This is a genomic window from Citrobacter sp. wls829 (genome assembly GCF_005280825.1).
In the GTDB taxonomy this organism is placed as follows: domain Bacteria; phylum Pseudomonadota; class Gammaproteobacteria; order Enterobacterales; family Enterobacteriaceae; genus Citrobacter; species Citrobacter gillenii.
The window spans coordinates 161,055-177,375 of sequence record NZ_SZWP01000029.1; the positions used below are offsets into that span (position 1 = coordinate 161,055).

16 protein-coding genes are annotated in these 16,321 nt (G+C 53.8%); 7 read left to right on the forward strand and 9 right to left on the reverse strand.

Going from position 1 to position 16,321, the window contains the following annotated elements:
• Positions 1–3 precede the first annotated feature (3 nt).
• The gene (gene rluA, locus FDW88_RS03325) at positions 4–663 is read left to right on the forward strand and encodes a bifunctional tRNA pseudouridine(32) synthase/23S rRNA pseudouridine(746) synthase RluA (RefSeq protein ID WP_115259480.1); all 660 of its coding nucleotides are present in this window, start codon (positions 4–6) and stop codon (positions 661–663) included.
• 141 nt (positions 664–804) lie between these two features.
• On the opposite strand, the gene djlA is transcribed toward rluA, so the two are convergent.
• Entirely contained in the window at positions 805–1,617 is an 813-nt protein-coding gene (djlA, locus tag FDW88_RS03330; RefSeq protein WP_137362021.1) for a co-chaperone DjlA, read from the reverse strand.
• A 255-nt stretch (positions 1,618–1,872) separates the two neighbouring features.
• Here djlA and lptD point away from each other — a divergent pair, with 255 nt between their 5' ends.
• The 6 genes from lptD to apaH are packed head-to-tail and all read left to right on the forward strand — an operon-like array spanning position 1,873 to position 8,613.
• Positions 1,873–4,227: an LPS assembly protein LptD gene (gene lptD / locus FDW88_RS03335; protein ID WP_137362022.1), complete on the forward strand. Its 2,355-nt coding sequence runs from the start codon at positions 1,873–1,875 to the stop codon at positions 4,225–4,227.
• 54 nt (positions 4,228–4,281) lie between these two features.
• Positions 4,282–5,568, forward strand: a complete 1,287-nt coding sequence (gene surA / locus FDW88_RS03340; protein ID WP_096758335.1) for a peptidylprolyl isomerase SurA — start codon at positions 4,282–4,284, stop codon at positions 5,566–5,568.
• Positions 5,568–6,560 (forward strand): 4-hydroxythreonine-4-phosphate dehydrogenase PdxA, encoded by a 993-nt coding sequence (gene pdxA / locus FDW88_RS03345; protein WP_137362023.1) that lies wholly within the window; start codon positions 5,568–5,570, stop codon positions 6,558–6,560. Before surA ends, pdxA begins: the two co-directional genes overlap by 1 nt.
• Positions 6,553–7,374, forward strand: a complete 822-nt coding sequence (gene rsmA / locus FDW88_RS03350; protein ID WP_096758337.1) for a 16S rRNA (adenine(1518)-N(6)/adenine(1519)-N(6))-dimethyltransferase RsmA — start codon at positions 6,553–6,555, stop codon at positions 7,372–7,374. Before pdxA ends, rsmA begins: the two co-directional genes overlap by 8 nt.
• A gap of 2 nt (positions 7,375–7,376) precedes the next feature.
• Entirely contained in the window at positions 7,377–7,754 is a 378-nt protein-coding gene (gene apaG / locus FDW88_RS03355; RefSeq protein ID WP_096758338.1) for a Co2+/Mg2+ efflux protein ApaG, read from the forward strand.
• A 10-nt stretch (positions 7,755–7,764) separates the two neighbouring features.
• Complete coding sequence (gene apaH, locus FDW88_RS03360; RefSeq protein ID WP_115259484.1) at positions 7,765–8,613, forward strand: bis(5'-nucleosyl)-tetraphosphatase (symmetrical) ApaH; 849 nt, start codon at positions 7,765–7,767, stop codon at positions 8,611–8,613.
• A 92-nt stretch (positions 8,614–8,705) separates the two neighbouring features.
• On the opposite strand, the gene folA is transcribed toward apaH, so the two are convergent.
• The 8 genes from folA to FDW88_RS03400 form a co-directional block, all read right to left on the reverse strand.
• A complete protein-coding gene (folA, locus tag FDW88_RS03365; protein WP_096758340.1) occupies positions 8,706–9,185 on the reverse strand; it encodes a type 3 dihydrofolate reductase in 480 nt (159 codons plus the stop codon).
• Positions 9,186–9,383: 198 nt separating this feature from the next.
• Entirely contained in the window at positions 9,384–11,246 is a 1,863-nt protein-coding gene (gene kefC, locus FDW88_RS03370; protein WP_137362024.1) for a glutathione-regulated potassium-efflux system protein KefC, read from the reverse strand.
• A complete protein-coding gene (kefF, locus tag FDW88_RS03375; protein ID WP_115259486.1) occupies positions 11,239–11,769 on the reverse strand; it encodes a glutathione-regulated potassium-efflux system oxidoreductase KefF in 531 nt (176 codons plus the stop codon). Before kefF ends, kefC begins: the two co-directional genes overlap by 8 nt.
• 212 nt (positions 11,770–11,981) lie before the next feature.
• The gene (locus tag FDW88_RS03380; protein WP_096758343.1) at positions 11,982–12,215 is read right to left on the reverse strand and encodes a YgdI/YgdR family lipoprotein; all 234 of its coding nucleotides are present in this window, start codon (positions 12,213–12,215) and stop codon (positions 11,982–11,984) included.
• Positions 12,216–12,305: 90 nt separating this feature from the next.
• Positions 12,306–13,649, reverse strand: coding sequence for an MFS transporter (locus tag FDW88_RS03385; RefSeq protein ID WP_115259487.1), 1,344 nt, complete (start codon positions 13,647–13,649; stop codon positions 12,306–12,308).
• Positions 13,650–13,757: 108 nt separating this feature from the next.
• On the reverse strand, positions 13,758–14,045 hold the full coding sequence (fixX, locus tag FDW88_RS03390) for a ferredoxin-like protein FixX (RefSeq protein WP_096758345.1): 288 nt from the start codon (positions 14,043–14,045) through the stop codon (positions 13,758–13,760).
• The gene (locus FDW88_RS03395; RefSeq protein ID WP_135912607.1) at positions 14,042–15,328 is read right to left on the reverse strand and encodes an FAD-dependent oxidoreductase; all 1,287 of its coding nucleotides are present in this window, start codon (positions 15,326–15,328) and stop codon (positions 14,042–14,044) included. Before FDW88_RS03395 ends, fixX begins: the two co-directional genes overlap by 4 nt.
• 50 nt (positions 15,329–15,378) lie before the next feature.
• Positions 15,379–16,320: an electron transfer flavoprotein subunit alpha/FixB family protein gene (locus FDW88_RS03400; protein WP_137362025.1), complete on the reverse strand. Its 942-nt coding sequence runs from the start codon at positions 16,318–16,320 to the stop codon at positions 15,379–15,381.
• Between the last annotated feature and the right edge of the window lies 1 nt (position 16,321).

Sequence of the window (16,321 nt, forward strand, 5' to 3'; positions counted from 1 at the left end):
TACATGGGGATGGAAAACTACAATCCGCCGCAGGAACCCTGGCTGGTTATCCTGTATCAGGATGAACACATTATGGTGGTCAACAAGCCGAGCGGCTTGTTGTCCGTGCCGGGTCGCCTTGAAGAGCACAAAGACAGCGTGATGACGCGTATTCAACGCGACTATCCACTGGCAGAATCAGTGCATCGCCTGGACATGGCCACCAGCGGCGTGATTGTAGTGGCGCTGACCAAAGCGGCAGAGCGCGAGCTAAAGCGTCAATTTCGCGAGCGCGAACCGAAGAAGCAATATGTCGCACGCGTGTGGGGGCATCCCTCACCCGCCGAGGGACTGGTGGATTTACCGCTGATTTGCGACTGGCCGAACCGACCAAAACAGAAAGTCTGTTATGAGACGGGCAAAGCCGCGCAGACTGAGTATGAAGTCGTGGAATTCGCGGCGGATAATACCGCGCGGGTGGTGCTGAAACCCATTACCGGGCGTTCTCATCAGCTACGCGTGCATATGCTGGCGTTAGGGCATCCGATTCTGGGTGACCGCTTCTATGCCCCGCCGGAAGCCCTGGCGTTAGCGCCACGCCTGCTGCTGCATGCCGAGATGCTCACCATTACTCATCCCGAGTATGGCAATAGTATGACCTTTAAAGTCCCAGCAGATTTTTAAGGCGCAGATCTTCCCGAACCGGGCGTTATTGGCGCAGCCAGTTTGGACACGGACAGCGCGCAACCGCAGGAGCGTACACGTAGTACGTGACTGCGGTGAGCACTGCCCTGGTTCAAAATGGCAAGTAAAATAGCCCGGAACCTACTTGAAGCTTTTCTGTTCTTTAATTAACTCATAAGCCTTTTGAATTTCCTGCGCTTTCTGCTTGGCCATTTCCATCATCTCCGGCGGTAGTCCTTTCGCGACCAGCTTGTCGGGATGGTGCTCGCTCATCAGTTTACGATAAGCGCGCTTAATAGTAGTGGCATCGTCGGTCGCTTTAACACCCAGCACATTACACGCATCTTCCAGCGTCGGGCCACGCTGTGCCTGCTGCCAGCCACCGCCAGACTGTTGCTGATATCCACCACCAAACTGCGCACCACCCTGCATCATGCGCAGATACTGATCAAATTGCGCGCGCGAGATCCCCAGCTCTTCAGCAATCACATATAGCACTTCACGTTCGTTAGGATGCAGCGACCCGTCCGCAAACGCCGCCTGGATCTGGATCTCCAGAAACATACGGATCAGGTCGAAGCGGCCAAAACAGACGCTGCGAAACTGGCGCATTTTTTCACGTAATGGGTAATTGTCTGATTTTCCCACCCGGAAGGCATGCTGCGCAGCGGTACGTGAGTCACCGTGTAAATTCATCCGGTCCATCAGCTGGCTGGCGATATGAATATCGGCTTCCGTGACGCGTCCTTTTGATTTGGTCAGGTGTCCCATCACCTCAAAGGTGGTGGCAAAAAACAGCGCCTGACGTTCACGTTGATTGGCAAACCACGCCATTTTGCGCATGCGGGCTTTGTCGAACATATGACCCACAAGCAGGCCTAAAACCACGCCCCAGAAGCCGCCGCCCATCATTAAGGCCACGGCGACACCAATAATCTTTCCCCAATACTGCATAGACTCCCCAAATCTTTACGCTGCCAGCCGGGCTATGTACCACAATATAAGGTGCTTTTACCGTTTTACGGCAGCGGTCAATTGTGGGACATCGCCTATAATTTGCATTATCATACCTGTCATTCAATGCCGTGCCTAACACCACGGATGCCTAAATGGGCAGGATTAACACTAGCGCAGTGAAGATGAGATAAGTTAGGCTGTGACCGTTTGTCACGCGCGACGCTACTGATGATGGAACAATAAATACAACGTATGAAAAAACGTATTCCCACTCTTCTGGCCACCATGATTGCCAGCGCCCTTTATAGTCAACAGGGTCTGGCAGCCGATCTCGCCTCACAGTGCATGTTAGGCGTGCCAAGCTATAACCGTCCTCTGGTGCAGGGCGAGACCAATGAATTACCTGTTACCATCAATGCCGATCACGCGAAAGGGAATTACCCGGATGACGCCGTGTTTACTGGCAACGTGGATATCGCACAGGGTAACAGCCGCCTGCAGGCTGACGAAGTGCAGTTGCACCAGAAGCAGGCCGAGGGTCTGCCGGAGCCGGTCCGTACCGTCGATGCGCTGGGTAACGTCCATTATGATGACAATCAGGTCATTCTGAAGGGGCCGAAGGGTTGGTCGAATCTGAATACCAAAGATACCAACATCTGGGAAGGCGACTATCAGATGGTCGGTCGTCAGGGACGCGGTAAAGCCGACCTGATGAAACAGCGGGGTGAAAACCGCTACACCATTCTGGAAAACGGGAGCTTCACTTCCTGTCTACCGGGTTCCAATACCTGGAGCGTTGTCGGTAGCGAAGTGATCCACGATCGCGAAGAACAGGTCGCGGAAATCTGGAACGCCCGCTTTAAACTGGGTCCGGTTCCGGTTTTTTACAGCCCGTATATGCAGCTGCCCGTCGGCGACAAACGCCGCTCCGGTTTCTTGATCCCGAACGCAAAATACACTAGCAATAACTATTTTGAGTTCTACCTGCCGTATTACTGGAACATCGCGCCCAATATGGACGCCACCATTACACCGCATTACATGCACCGTCGTGGCGGCGTGATGTGGGAGAACGAATTCCGTTACCTCAGCCAGGCGGGTGCCGGTTTGATGGAATTCGACTATTTGAACTCCGATAAAGTCTACGAGGATGAAAACTCGAAGGATGACAACTCACGCCGCTGGTTGTTCTACTGGCAACACGCTGGCGTGATGGACCAGGTGTGGCGCTTCAATGTCGACTACACCAAGGTCAGCGACTCTAGTTATTTCAATGACTTTGATAACAAGTACGGTTCCAGTACCGACGGCTACGCCACGCAGAAATTCAGCGTCGGCTACGCGGTACAGAACTTTGATGCGACAGTTTCCACCAAACAGTTCCAGGTCTTTGGCGATCAGAACACCAGTAGCTATTCCGCCGAGCCACAGCTAGACGTTAACTTCTATCAGAACGATGTTGGTCCGTTTGATACCCGCGTTTATGCGCAGGCAGTGCATTTCGTCAACACGACCGACAACATGCCGGAAGCAACGCGTTTACACCTCGAACCGACCATCAATCTGCCGTTGTCCAATCAGTGGGGAAGTATCAACACTGAAGCCAAAATGCTGGCTACGCACTATCAGCAGAGTAATCTTGACGATTACCCTCAGTATGACGAGACCGTAAACCGTGTGATGCCGCAGTTTAAAGTCGACGGTAAGATGATCTTTGAACGCGATATGGCAATGCTGGCACCGGGTTATACCCAGACGCTGGAGCCGCGCGCGCAGTATTTATATGTGCCATACCGCGATCAAAGCAACATTAATAACTACGACTCTTCCCTGCTGCAAGCTGACTACAGCGGCCTGTTCCGTGACCGCACCTATGGCGGTTTGGACCGTATTGCCTCGGCCAACCAGGTAACGACCGGGGTCACATCTCGCGTATATGATGACGCCGCCGTTGAACGTTTTAACATTTCTGTGGGTCAAATCTACTATTTCACCGAGTCTCGCACCGGTGATGACAACATAGAATGGGAGAATGATGACAAAACCGGTTCACTGGTGTGGGCAGGCGATACCTACTGGCGTATCTCCGAACGCTGGGGTTTACGCAGCGGGATCCAGTACGATACCCGTCTGGACAGCATCGCGACCAGCAACAGCAGTATCGAATACCGTCGTGACGAAAACAGTTTGCTGCAGTTGAACTACCGTTACGCCAGCCCGGAATACATCCAGGCCACACTGCCGAATAACAGTGCTGATAAAAATAAATGGAATCAGGCACAGTATGAAAACGGGATTTCTCAAGTGGGCGCCGTGGCCAGCTTGCCGATTGCTGACCGCTGGTCAATTGTCGGGGCTTATTACTTCGATACGAACGTCAATAAACCTGCTGACCAGATGCTGGGCGTGCAGTACAACTCCTGCTGTTATGCCATTCGCTTTGGCTACGAGCGTAAGCTGAACGGTTGGGATGATACGCAAAAACACGCGATTTATGACAACACGATCGGCTTTAACATCGAACTCCGCGGTCTGAGCTCTAACTATGGTCTCGGCACCAACCAAATGTTGCGTTCGAACATTTTGCCGTATCAAAGCGCTTTATGATCTGATTGATTTAAAACGTAATCCGCATTGCGGTTAATTAATAATGGAAAAAGTATGAAGAACTGGAAAACGCTGCTTCTCGGTATCGCCATGGTCGCGAATACCAGTTTCGCTGCCCCACAGGTAGTCGATAAAGTCGCAGCCGTCGTCAATAACGGTGTCGTTCTGGAAAGCGACGTTGATGGCTTAATGCAGTCAGTAAAACTTAATGCGGGTCAGGCGGGTCAGCAATTACCCGACGACGCAACGCTGCGCCATCAGATCCTCGAACGTTTGATCATGGATCAAATCGTTCTGCAGATGGGTCAGAAGATGGGGGTGAAAATCACTGATGAGCAGTTGGATCAGGCCATCGCCAACATCGCTAAGCAGAACAATATGACACTGGACCAGATGCGCAGTCGTCTGGCCCACGATGGTCTGAGCTATTCGACCTATCGTAACCAGATCCGTAAAGAGATGACCATCTCTGAAGTGCGTAACAATGAAGTTCGCCGTCGCGTCACCATTCTGCCGCAGGAAGTGGATGCTCTGGCTCAGCAGGTTGGCAATCAAAATGATGCCAGCACTGAGCTGAACCTGAGCCACATTCTGATTCCGTTACCGGAAAACCCATCCTCCGACCAGGTTAATGAAGCAGAAAGCCAGGCGCGTGCTGTCGTCGAAGAAGCACGTAACGGTAGCGATTTCGGTAAACTGGCGATCACCTATTCCGCAGACCAGCAGGCGCTGAAAGGCGGCCAGATGGGATGGGGACGTATTCAGGAACTGCCAGGCATCTTTGCACAGGCACTAAGCACTGCGAAAAAAGGCGATATCATCGGCCCGATTCGTTCAGGTGTCGGCTTCCACATTCTGAAAGTCAACGATATGCGTGGCCAGAGCCAGAGCATCTCCGTAACGGAAGTTCATGCCCGCCATATCCTGCTGAAACCGTCTCCGATCATGACCGATCAGCAGGCGCGTCTGAAACTGGAGCAAATCGCGGCTGATATTAAGAGCGGTAAAACGACCTTTGCCGCCGCGGCTAAAGAGTTCTCTCAGGATCCTGGTTCTGCAAACCAGGGCGGCGATCTGGGTTGGGCGGCAGCGGATATTTTCGATCCAGCCTTCCGCGATGCGCTGACCCGACTGAACAAAGGTCAGATGAGCGCTCCGGTGCACTCTTCTTTTGGCTGGCACCTGATCGAACTGCTGGACACGCGTAACGTTGATAAAACTGACGCCGCGCAGAAAGACAGAGCCTACCGCATGCTGATGAACCGTAAGTTCTCAGAAGAAGCGGCGACCTGGATGCAAGAACAGCGTGCCAGCGCGTACGTTAAAATTCTGAGCAACTAATGGTCCGTACTCAACGCGTTGTCATCACTCCCGGCGAACCCGCCGGGATTGGTCCGGACCTGGTGGTCCAGCTTGCGCAGCGTGAGTGGCCGGTTGAACTCGTCGTCTGCGCCGATGCCGCGTTACTTTCGAACCGAGCAGCTATGCTCGGTTTACCGCTTTCGCTCCTCCCCTACTCTCCTTATATCCCAGCCAAACCACAAGCAGCGGGCACATTGACGCTGTTACCGATTGCGCTGCGGGCCCCTGTCATTGCGGGGCAACTGGCGGTAGAGAATGGACCGTATGTGGTTGATACGCTGGCTCGCGCATGCGACGGTTGCTTACACGGTGAATTCGCCGCGCTGATTACTGGCCCGGTTCACAAGGGCGTAATCAACGATGCCGGCGTGCCGTTTACCGGACACACTGAGTACTTTGAAGAACGCTCGCAGGCGAAAAAAGTCGTGATGATGCTGGCGACCGAGGAGCTGCGCGTTGCCCTGGCAACCACGCACCTGCCGCTCAGAAACGTTGCCGATGCCATTACGCCCACACTACTGCGGGAAGTGATCGGCATTCTTCACCATGATTTACGCACCAAGTTTGGCCTGAACGATCCGCAGATTCTGGTCTGCGGCCTGAACCCACATGCGGGGGAAGGCGGTCATATGGGGACGGAAGAGATCGATACGCTCATTCCAGTACTGGATGAAATGCGTGCTCAGGGAATGAAATTACGCGGTCCACTGCCCGCAGATACCCTGTTTCAACCTAAATATCTCGATAGCGCGGATGCCGTGCTGGCAATGTACCACGATCAGGGTCTCCCCGTGCTAAAATACCAGGGATTTGGTCGCGGTGTGAATATCACACTGGGCCTGCCCTTTATTCGCACATCCGTTGATCACGGCACCGCACTCGAACTTGCGGGTCGTGGGCTAGCAGATGTCGGCAGTTTTATTACGGCGCTTAACCTCGCCATCAAAATGATTGTTAATACTAATGAATAATCGAGTCCATCAGGGCCATTTAGCCCGTAAACGTTTCGGGCAAAACTTCCTCAACGATCAGTTTGTGATCGAAAGTATTGTCTCTGCTATCAACCCGCAAAAGGGTCAGGCCATGGTCGAAATCGGTCCGGGCCTTGCGGCATTAACCGAGCCGGTAGGTGAACGTCTGGACAAGCTCACGGTCATTGAACTGGACCGCGATCTGGCCGCACGCCTGCAAACGCACCCGTTTTTAGGGCCGAAGCTGACTATCTATCAGCAAGATGCCATGACCATGGACTTTGGCGAGTTGTCGCAAACCCTGGGTCAGCCGCTACGCGTATTTGGTAACCTGCCATACAACATCTCCACGCCGCTGATGTTCCATCTTTTTACCTATACTGATGCCATTGCCGACATGCATTTCATGTTGCAAAAAGAAGTGGTCAACCGTCTGGTTGCAGGGCCAAACAGTAAAGCGTATGGTCGACTAACCGTTATGGCACAATATTACTGCCAGGTGATCCCGGTACTTGAAGTACCGCCATCCGCGTTCACGCCTGCGCCTAAAGTTGATTCCGCCGTTGTACGCCTGGTCCCTCACGCGACGATGCCGTACCCGGTCAAAGACGTTCGCGTCCTGAGCCGCATTACGACCGAAGCGTTTAACCAGCGCCGTAAAACGGTACGTAACAGCCTCGGTAATCTGTTCAGCGTTGAAGTGCTGACGGAACTGGGTGTTGATCCGGCGCTGCGAGCGGAAAATATCTCTGTCGCCCAATACTGCCGGATGGCTAACTATCTGTCAGAAAAAGCGTCATCGAAGGAGAGTTAAGCATGATCAATTCGCCCCGAGTGTGTATTCAGGTACAAAGCGTCTATATTGAGGCGCAATCCTCACCTGATGATGAACGTTACGTTTTTGCCTATACCGTAACCATCCGCAATTTGGGGCGAGCGCCGGTGCAACTGTTGGGACGTTACTGGTTGATTACCAATGGTCATGGCCGTGAAACCGAAGTTCAGGGTGAAGGTGTGGTTGGCGTTCAGCCCCACATTGATCCCGGTGAAGAGTACCAATATACCAGCGGCGCGGTGATTGAAACCCCGCTGGGCACCATGCAGGGTCATTACGAAATGATCGATGAGAAAGGCGTTGCCTTTACCATCGATATTCCCGTATTCAGGCTCGCCGTTCCAACGCTCATCCACTAAAACAATAGCTATGGCAACATACCTCATTGGCGACGTTCACGGTTGTTACGACGAACTGATCGCATTGCTGCATCAAGTCAATTTTGCCCCTGGGAAAGATACCTTATGGCTCACAGGCGACCTGGTCGCACGTGGCCCCGGCTCGCTTGACGTACTGCGTTATGTCAAATCGCTCGGCGACAGCGTAAGGTTAGTCTTAGGTAATCACGATTTGCACCTGCTGGCCGTATTTGCAGGCATCAGCCGGAATAAACCCAAAGACCGGCTCACGCCGCTACTCGATGCCCCGGATGCGGATTCTCTGCTGAACTGGCTACGTCGCCAACCGCTGTTACAGGTTGATGAAGAGAAGAAGCTGGTGATGGCGCATGCCGGGATTACACCACAGTGGGATCTCCAAACCGCGAAAGACTGCGCCCGCGATGTCGAAGCCGTGCTGTCGAGCGACTCGTACCCGTTCTTTCTTGATGCCATGTATGGCGACATGCCAAATAACTGGACGCCGGAACTGACCGGATTGGCACGCCTACGTTTTATTACTAACGCCTTTACCCGCATGCGTTACTGTTTCCCGAATGGCCAGCTGGATATGTACAGCAAAGAGTCGCCGGAAGACGCGCCCGCTCCACTGAAACCGTGGTTTGCCATCCCAGGACCGGTCAGTGACGCCTATAGCATTGCCTTTGGGCACTGGGCCTCACTGGAAGGTAAAGGGACGCCGGAAGGGGTTTACGCGCTGGATACAGGCTGCTGTTGGGGCGGGGATCTCACCTGTCTGCGCTGGGAAGACAAACAGTACTTTACTCAGCCGTCAAATCGCCATCTGAAGCTGGATCCCGGTGAGGCGGTAAACGCCTGAAATGTTTATGCCTGATGGCGCTACGCTTATCAGGCCTACTCCAGTGCCGGATGTAGGCCTGATAGTTTCGCCGCCATCCGGCAATTACATGATTAACGACGTTCCAGAACTTCGAAGCAATAGCTGTGTGAGTTTTGCGCGTCGGCATCGTGGAATTCGCTAAAGACGGATTCCCAGTCATCCGGCTCGTAGTCCGGAAAATGCGTATCCCCTTCGACTTCTGCATCGATATGCGTCAGATACAGCTTCTGTGCTTTAGGCAGGAACTGCTCATACACGCGCCCACCGCCAATCACCATAATCTCGGGTTCATCGCCACAGGCAGCAATCGCCTCATCAATAGACTTCACCCACTGCACGCGATCGTCGGTGCCCGGCTTGCTGCTGATGACGATATTTTTACGCCCTGGCAACGGTCGGCCGATGGATTCCCAAGTATGGCGCCCCATAATAACCGGCTTATTTAAGGTGTTACGTTTAAACCAGGCGAGATCGGCAGGGAGGTTCCACGGCATGGCGTTTTCCATACCGATGACGCGATCTACCGCTAACGCCGCAATCAGACTGATCATTGAATAATTCCCGGATACAAAAAAATTGTCGCCACTATACGGAAAGCGCATTCTTTCGTCGACTAGCCAAAGGAAGATGTGCAGGAAAATTTTCTGTTCTGCTGGCGAGTCCGTGACTTCTTAGTGGGCTGCCAGCATTACAGTAGTTCAAAAACAGTCAATTAGCAGTAAAGTTTGCAGAACATCACATTTTTTACCCTATGTTGACGGTTTCACTTCCGGCTCATCTGCGACGTCTCCCGTATGTTTACCTTCATCCGTGCCTTGCCAGCCATGGCGTTGAATCAGAGACAAATGCTGACGATCCTCGGTAATAATTTCACTCAACATGGCGCTGGTGCGCTTATATACCGCCGCGCGTGAAATCGCGTCGTTTTCACCTTTCACCATTTCCTCAACCATCAGCGTATTGAAACGACGGAATAAATCGGCCCGCTCACGTGCTTCATAGCGCCCAAGCCCCAGACCCTCCAGCGCCAGGCGCCCGGTTTTCAACGCGCCTTCAAAGGTTTCACGCTCAGGCATCTCAACCCCCGCCTGACGCAAGCGAATATAATGATCAACATCGCGCGCCCGGGCAATAATTTGCAAGTGCGGGAAATGTGCTTTCACCATTTCGGTCAGTTGCAGACTGGTTTGCGGATCGTCAATGGCATTAATGATCACCTCCGCTTTTGCGGCCCCCGCAGACTCCAGTAGATCCATCCGTGTTGCATCGCCATAAAAAACCTTCATTCCAAATTTGCGCAGCGTTTCGATATGGTCCGGGTCATGATCAAGTACCACCATCTTCACCCCGCTCGACAGCAGCAAGCGACCGGTTATCTGGCCGAATCGACCAAACCCAGCGATAATCACCCGGGGTTGCTCCTCATCGATTTCATCCGCCTCACGCGCTTCACCGGTGGACGATTTTTCCAGCCGCGTCAGGACAACCAGCAAAATGGGCGTGGCCGCCATCGACAGTGCCACCGCCAGCGTCAGCGCTTTTGCCCATTCAGGATCAAGCACATTGGCCATTTGCGCCGCACCAAACACCACGAAGGCAAACTCACTCCCTTGTCCTAATAATACGGCAAACCAGCGACGTTGCTTGTTCGGCACCTGCAACGGCTTAGCAATCACCCACAGCATGATGGTTTTGATTGCCAGGAAACCCGCCAGCAGAATAATAATACGTAGCGGATTATCAATTAGCGTGCCGAAGTCGATAGACATCCCGACGCCGATGAAAAACAGCCCCAGCAACAACCCTTTAAACGGTTCGATATCACTTTCCAGCGCATGACGATACTCCGAGCTTGCCAGCAAAACGCCCGCCAGGAATGCGCCCATCGCCATCGACAGGCCCACCTCTTCCAGCAATAAACCGAATCCAAAAACCAGGAACAGGGCGACGGCGCTGAACACTTCCCGCAGTCCGGAGCGCGCGACAAAACGCAGGGCCGGTCGTGTGACATAACGACCCAGAACCACCACCAACGCCAGTGCACCGGCCACTTTCAGCGCCGACAGCGCAAACGCTCCGAGCGTGGTTGACGCCCCGCTCGCCGCCAGCAGCGGGATCATGGCAACCAGCGGAATGGCGGCAATATCTTGGAACAACAGTACGGCAAACGCACTGCGGCCCATTTGCGACACCATCAGGTTGCGTTCATTCATCGCCTGCATGGCGATAGCCGTCGAGGAGAGAGCCAGCGTCATGCCAATAAGTACAGCCACCTGCCAGCGCAGGCCGAGGAACATACAGAACAAACCAATTAATCCGCCGCAGACCACCATTTGCAGCGCGCCACCACCAAACACCGATGTCCGCAGCTTCCATAAACGTTGTGGGTCGAGTTCCAGACCGATGACAAACAGCATCAGCACCACACCGATTTCCGCAAAGTGCAGGATAGATTCGGCGTCCGTCACCAGCCTTAAGCCCCACGGGCCGATGATGCACCCTGCAATGAGATACCCCAGCACCGAGCCTAACCCCAGTCGTACCGCAATCGGCACAATCAACGCCGCTGAGCCAAGATATATCAGCGCCTGTATCAGCGTGTGGCTATCCATGATGTGCCTCCTGCCATTCCATTAAGCGCTGCTTATAATGCCGCGCCTGCGCCTGCAGCGTTTCGTCATCACAGATGAACGTACAGTGCATCGCAAACGGCGGTAACCACTTAAGGCCGCAATATAACGCCGTGGCCTGCAACGGTTGAGAAAGCACGTCAAAACCTGGGTGTGAGCCGATATCAAAATGATTTTCACCGCCGCCGGTGGTGACCGCCCACAACAAATGTTTACCGCGCAGCGCAGTGCCACCATGACCATACGCCCAGCCGTGGGCGAGGACTTTGTCCATCCACAGTTTGAGGAGAGGCGGTGTGCTGTACCACTGCATGGGATGCTGCCAGACGATGAGGCTCGCGCGTGAAAGCGCGTCCTGCTCCGCGGCGATGTCGATATTGAAGTCGGGATAAAGCTGGTAGAGCGAACGAACCTCTACGCCCTCCAGCGTCCTTGCCTGCTCAAGCATCCGCTTATTCGCATGCGAGTGCTGCGGATAGGGATGTGCATAAATGATGAGAATCATGATTAGCCTGCTATCACTGCATTATTGTAATACCAGTGAGTTTAGTCAGTTAATCAGCAGGCTAAAAGTCAATATTATTGAGGCCTATACACAAAATCATTCATGTTGCATCAAGGCGGCAAGGGAATGAATCCCCAAGAGCTTACTAAAGTAAGTGACTGGGGTGAATGAGCGCAGCCAACACTGAGGCAACTTGAAGGATGAAGTGTATATTAGTTATCCAACTCACTCATATCCTTAACCTGATCGCGGTTAATTTGTTCCGTTTTACCGGTTTCCGCATTTTCATACGACACCAGGCCTGTATCATCATCCACCTGCGGCTTGCCGTTGGTGACAATGGTTTTACCGTCGGTTGTTTTAACCGCCTGGTTGGAGGAACAACCGACGACGGTGAACAGCGCTGCTGCGGTAAAAATGGAGGTGATCAGAATATGTTTTTGCATGGTGTTCTCCCTGCTTTTCAGTCATTTTCAGTGATATACCGTTTAAGTTTAGGCTAACTGACTGAGTAACAGGGAAAATACAGAACACTCCTAATGGCTGGCTCTGGACGCTGGCTTACTGCGGATCGTCATTTGGCTGGTCTGAGCCAACGTCAGCCCCCGCGTTTCTGGCGCAAAGGCAATGGAAACCAGCAGGCCAATCAGCGAAATCCCGGCCCCCATCAGCATCACATGGCTGATCCCGTATTTGGTGATGAATACTGGCAGCGCCCAAGTAGACACAATGGTTCCTACCCGGCTTAGCGACATGATCACCCCGACGGCGGACGCGCGAATATCGGTGGGGAACAGCTCATTGGGGTACAACCACTGAAGGTTCCCCGGTCCTCCCGAGAAAAACGCATACACGGCAAACGCCAGCACCACCAGCCAGACACCCATATCAGGAATCAGCCCTAACACGGCCAGCGCCAGCGTCATCATAATAAAGCTGCCGATTAACAGCGGCCTACGACCAGCACTGTTGAGCCAGAACATCGGTGGAATACAGCCCAGCATAAAGCACAGGCTAATCACCACGTTGCCCAGTGCGGCGCTTTTCCCAACGCCGAGGCCGAGCAATCCGACAATCTGTGGACCAAAGGTATAAATAGCGAACATCGGGATCACCTGGCAGGTCCAGATGGCGGCGACAAATAAGACAAACGGGAAATGGCGGCGATTAAACAACTGAAGAAAGCGTGTTTCCTGCGGTGCTTCTTCGTCGAACACCACCGGCTCGCCGAACAGCTTGATCATCATCGCGTCACACTCTTTTACCCGCCCTTTACGCAGTAGCCATCGCGGTGACTCGGGAAGATCGAAACGACCAATGAGGATCAATATACAGGGGATCACCGCACTCCCCAACATCCAGCGCCATCCCCCCTCGACATCATACAGCCAGTAGCCGACCAGATCGGCGCAGGTCGCACCGACATACCACATGGCAGCGATAAAACCGATGGAAAAGGCGCGCTGTCGGGTATTGGAGAACTCGGTGATCATGGAAGTGGCTATCGGATAATCTGCACCGATGACCACCCCGATCAACACCCGCATCACCAGCAGCTCTACGGGAGAAGAAACAAACATCGTCGCCGCCGATATCACGCCAATGGCGATGATATCGATGATGAACATTTTGCGCCGCCCGACTTTATCGGAGATGTAGCCAAACAGCGACGTGCCGACAAACAGCCCGGCCAGCGTCCCGGCACCTAACAGACCAATCCACTCCGCATCCAGCTTCAATGCCGGTGTGAGCTGCTCCAGTGCAACGCCAATCATCACCAGCACATAGCCATCCAGAAACGGTCCACCGCTTCCCCACAGCATTATTCGCCGGTGAATGGAGGTGAATTTGATGTCATCAAAGTTCCTGGGCTGCTGCATGGTGATGTCCTGTTTTATTTAACTTAATGCCTGATGGCGCTGCGCTTATCAGGCCTACGTACTGTGCCTGTAGGCCGGAAAAGGCGAAGCCGCCATCCGGCACCAGGTTTAGCCGTAGCGGAACTCCACACCAAAGGTGCCGCGTGGGTATTCCCATTTCTCCAGCGCCGTATCGAGTCCGAGAATTCGACAAGTGCCGCATTCCAGGCAACCGGCGTAATCAAAGCGCACGCTGCCGTCATCCTGTTTTTTGTACAAGCCGGCCGGGCAGGCTTTGATCAGCACCTCCAGCACCTGTTTATCGGGCTGAGTTTTCAGAATGATATGCGGGCTTTCTTCATCGACATTGAATTTATTGACGCCCAGTTTGACGTCTACATTGACGGGAGAAGTCATAATACGGTCACTCCTTTAAGGCCATCCTTCATCAGGTTGATGAAGCCCACTTTCTTCGCATGACGCAGCAATGTTTTACGCATCGGGACCGGCGCTGAACCATCCACGGTAAACAGGTCGCGGGCGATATTCACTACCATTTCTGGATAGGCGGTAAACATGCGGGGATTATCGAGGAACGCAGGCAGCTTCTGATACATGCGCATATCGCGCATCGGGCCGTCGTCCAAATGTTGGTGATATTCGGCAAGCGCTTGCTTGCTAAAGTCGTCACGCTTCATGGCTGAAAGTACCGTTTTAGCGGCCGCTTCGCCTGCCGAGATAGCCAAATCCATACCGCGAATGGTGAAGCCAAGGTTCATACACATTCCGGCAGCATCACCAGCAATCAGTACACCGTCGCCCACCAGTTCCGGCTGCATATTCATCCCGGCTTCCGGCACTACGTGAGCGGCATATTCCACCAGCTTGCCACCAGCAATCAGTGGGGCAACGGCCGGGTGCTGTTTGAAATCTTCCAGCATTTGCGGGACCGATTTTTTCGCGTCCTTCAGGTGATGAAGGCCGCATACCAGCCCTAAAGAAACAGTGGTTTCATTAGTATAGAGGAAGCCACCGCCCATCAGGCCGTCAGTTGGCGACCCAGCAAACAGACAGGCTGCGCCTTCGTTACCCTGCAGATGAAAGCGGTCTTCAATCACCGATTTCGGCAATTCAATAAGCTCCTTCACACCAACGGCCACATGTGCCGCGTCAACGCGCTTGGCCATACCCAACTTTTCTGCCAGAAGAGAATTCACGCCGTCAGCGAGGATCACCACTTTTGCTTCAAGAATATCGCCATCGGCCTCCACACCCACGACCTTGCCATCACGCTGGACGACATTATCCACGCGGATACCGGTAATCAGCTGGGCGCCCGCCTCTTCAGCCTGCTCCATCAACCAGGCGTCAAATTTACTGCGCAATACGGAATAAGAAACCTGCGACGCCGCCGCCTCTTCTCCGTTGCAATAATCCATCGTCATCGCCCCTTTTTCAGTCATAAAGGCGAGTTTTTCGTGGGTGATCATGCGTTCAATGGGAGCATGCTCAGCAAAGCCGGGGATGATACGCTCCAGGCTGTGCGCATACATGCGCCCACCGGTGACATTCTTCGCGCCAGCAGAATTGCCGCGCTCGATAACCAGCACCTGTGCACCTTCACGAGCGAGCACCAGCGCCGCAACCGAGCCAGCCAGCCCTGCACCCACGATGATGGCATCAAAGATATCTTCGGACATATACAACTCCTCTCAGCGGCAGAGTACTTTCGTACTCTGCCCGGAATGGTTTAGCGCGCTAATGCGGCCGTCAGCGCAGGCAGGATCTTCAGCGCATCGCCAACGATGCCAAAGTCGGCGTACTGGAAAATCGGGGCATTCTTATCTTTGTTGATGGCAAAAATCGTCTGTGCGCCGTTCGCGCCAACCATGTGCTGGATCTGCCCGGAGATCCCCACCGCCAGGTACAGGTCGGGCTTGAGCATCAAGTTGGAGATCCCAACGTAGCGTTCGTGCTCCATCCACTTCTCGTTTTCAGCCACCGGACGGGAGCAAGCCAGCTCAGCGCCCATGGCCTGGCACAGCGCTTCCGCCAGCGAGATATTCTCTTTGCTGCCAATACCGCGTCCCACGCTGACCACCAGTCGCGCTTTGTCGAGATCGACGCTGTTGCTCTTGCGCGCTTGCGTGGCGGTACGGGTGACCGCGACGGCCGGAGCCTGCCACTGCACCTCATGCTTCTCACCGATACGGGATGCCTCTGGCTGCATCGCGTCAAACGTTCTGCTGCTGAGCGTGATCACCGCAAATGGCGAGGCGATGGTTTCCGCCCCCATTGCCAGACCGCCATACACCATATGTTTGACCGCCACATTGCCGTCCTGCAACGTCACCGAGCTGGCATCGTTAGACACCGCAGCCGACAAACGAAAGCCCAGCTTTGCTGCCAGCAGTTTGCCGCGACGAGTATTCGGCAGCAGTACCGCGCCACCTTCACTGTGCTGACGAATGGTCTGGGCCATCACATCCGCATAATCTTCGATCATACGGTCATCGGGTTTACCGCTGAGCAGCCAGACATGGTTGGCGCCCAGCTGGATTGCTGCCGCACTGTCAGCCTCGCTCAGTACGAACGTGTTGATTGACTCACCTAAAGCCTGCGCACCCTTCATCAGCTCCGGCAGACGAGAAGGGGTATCGCTGAATACCCAGACACTGGAAAACTTGTTCATA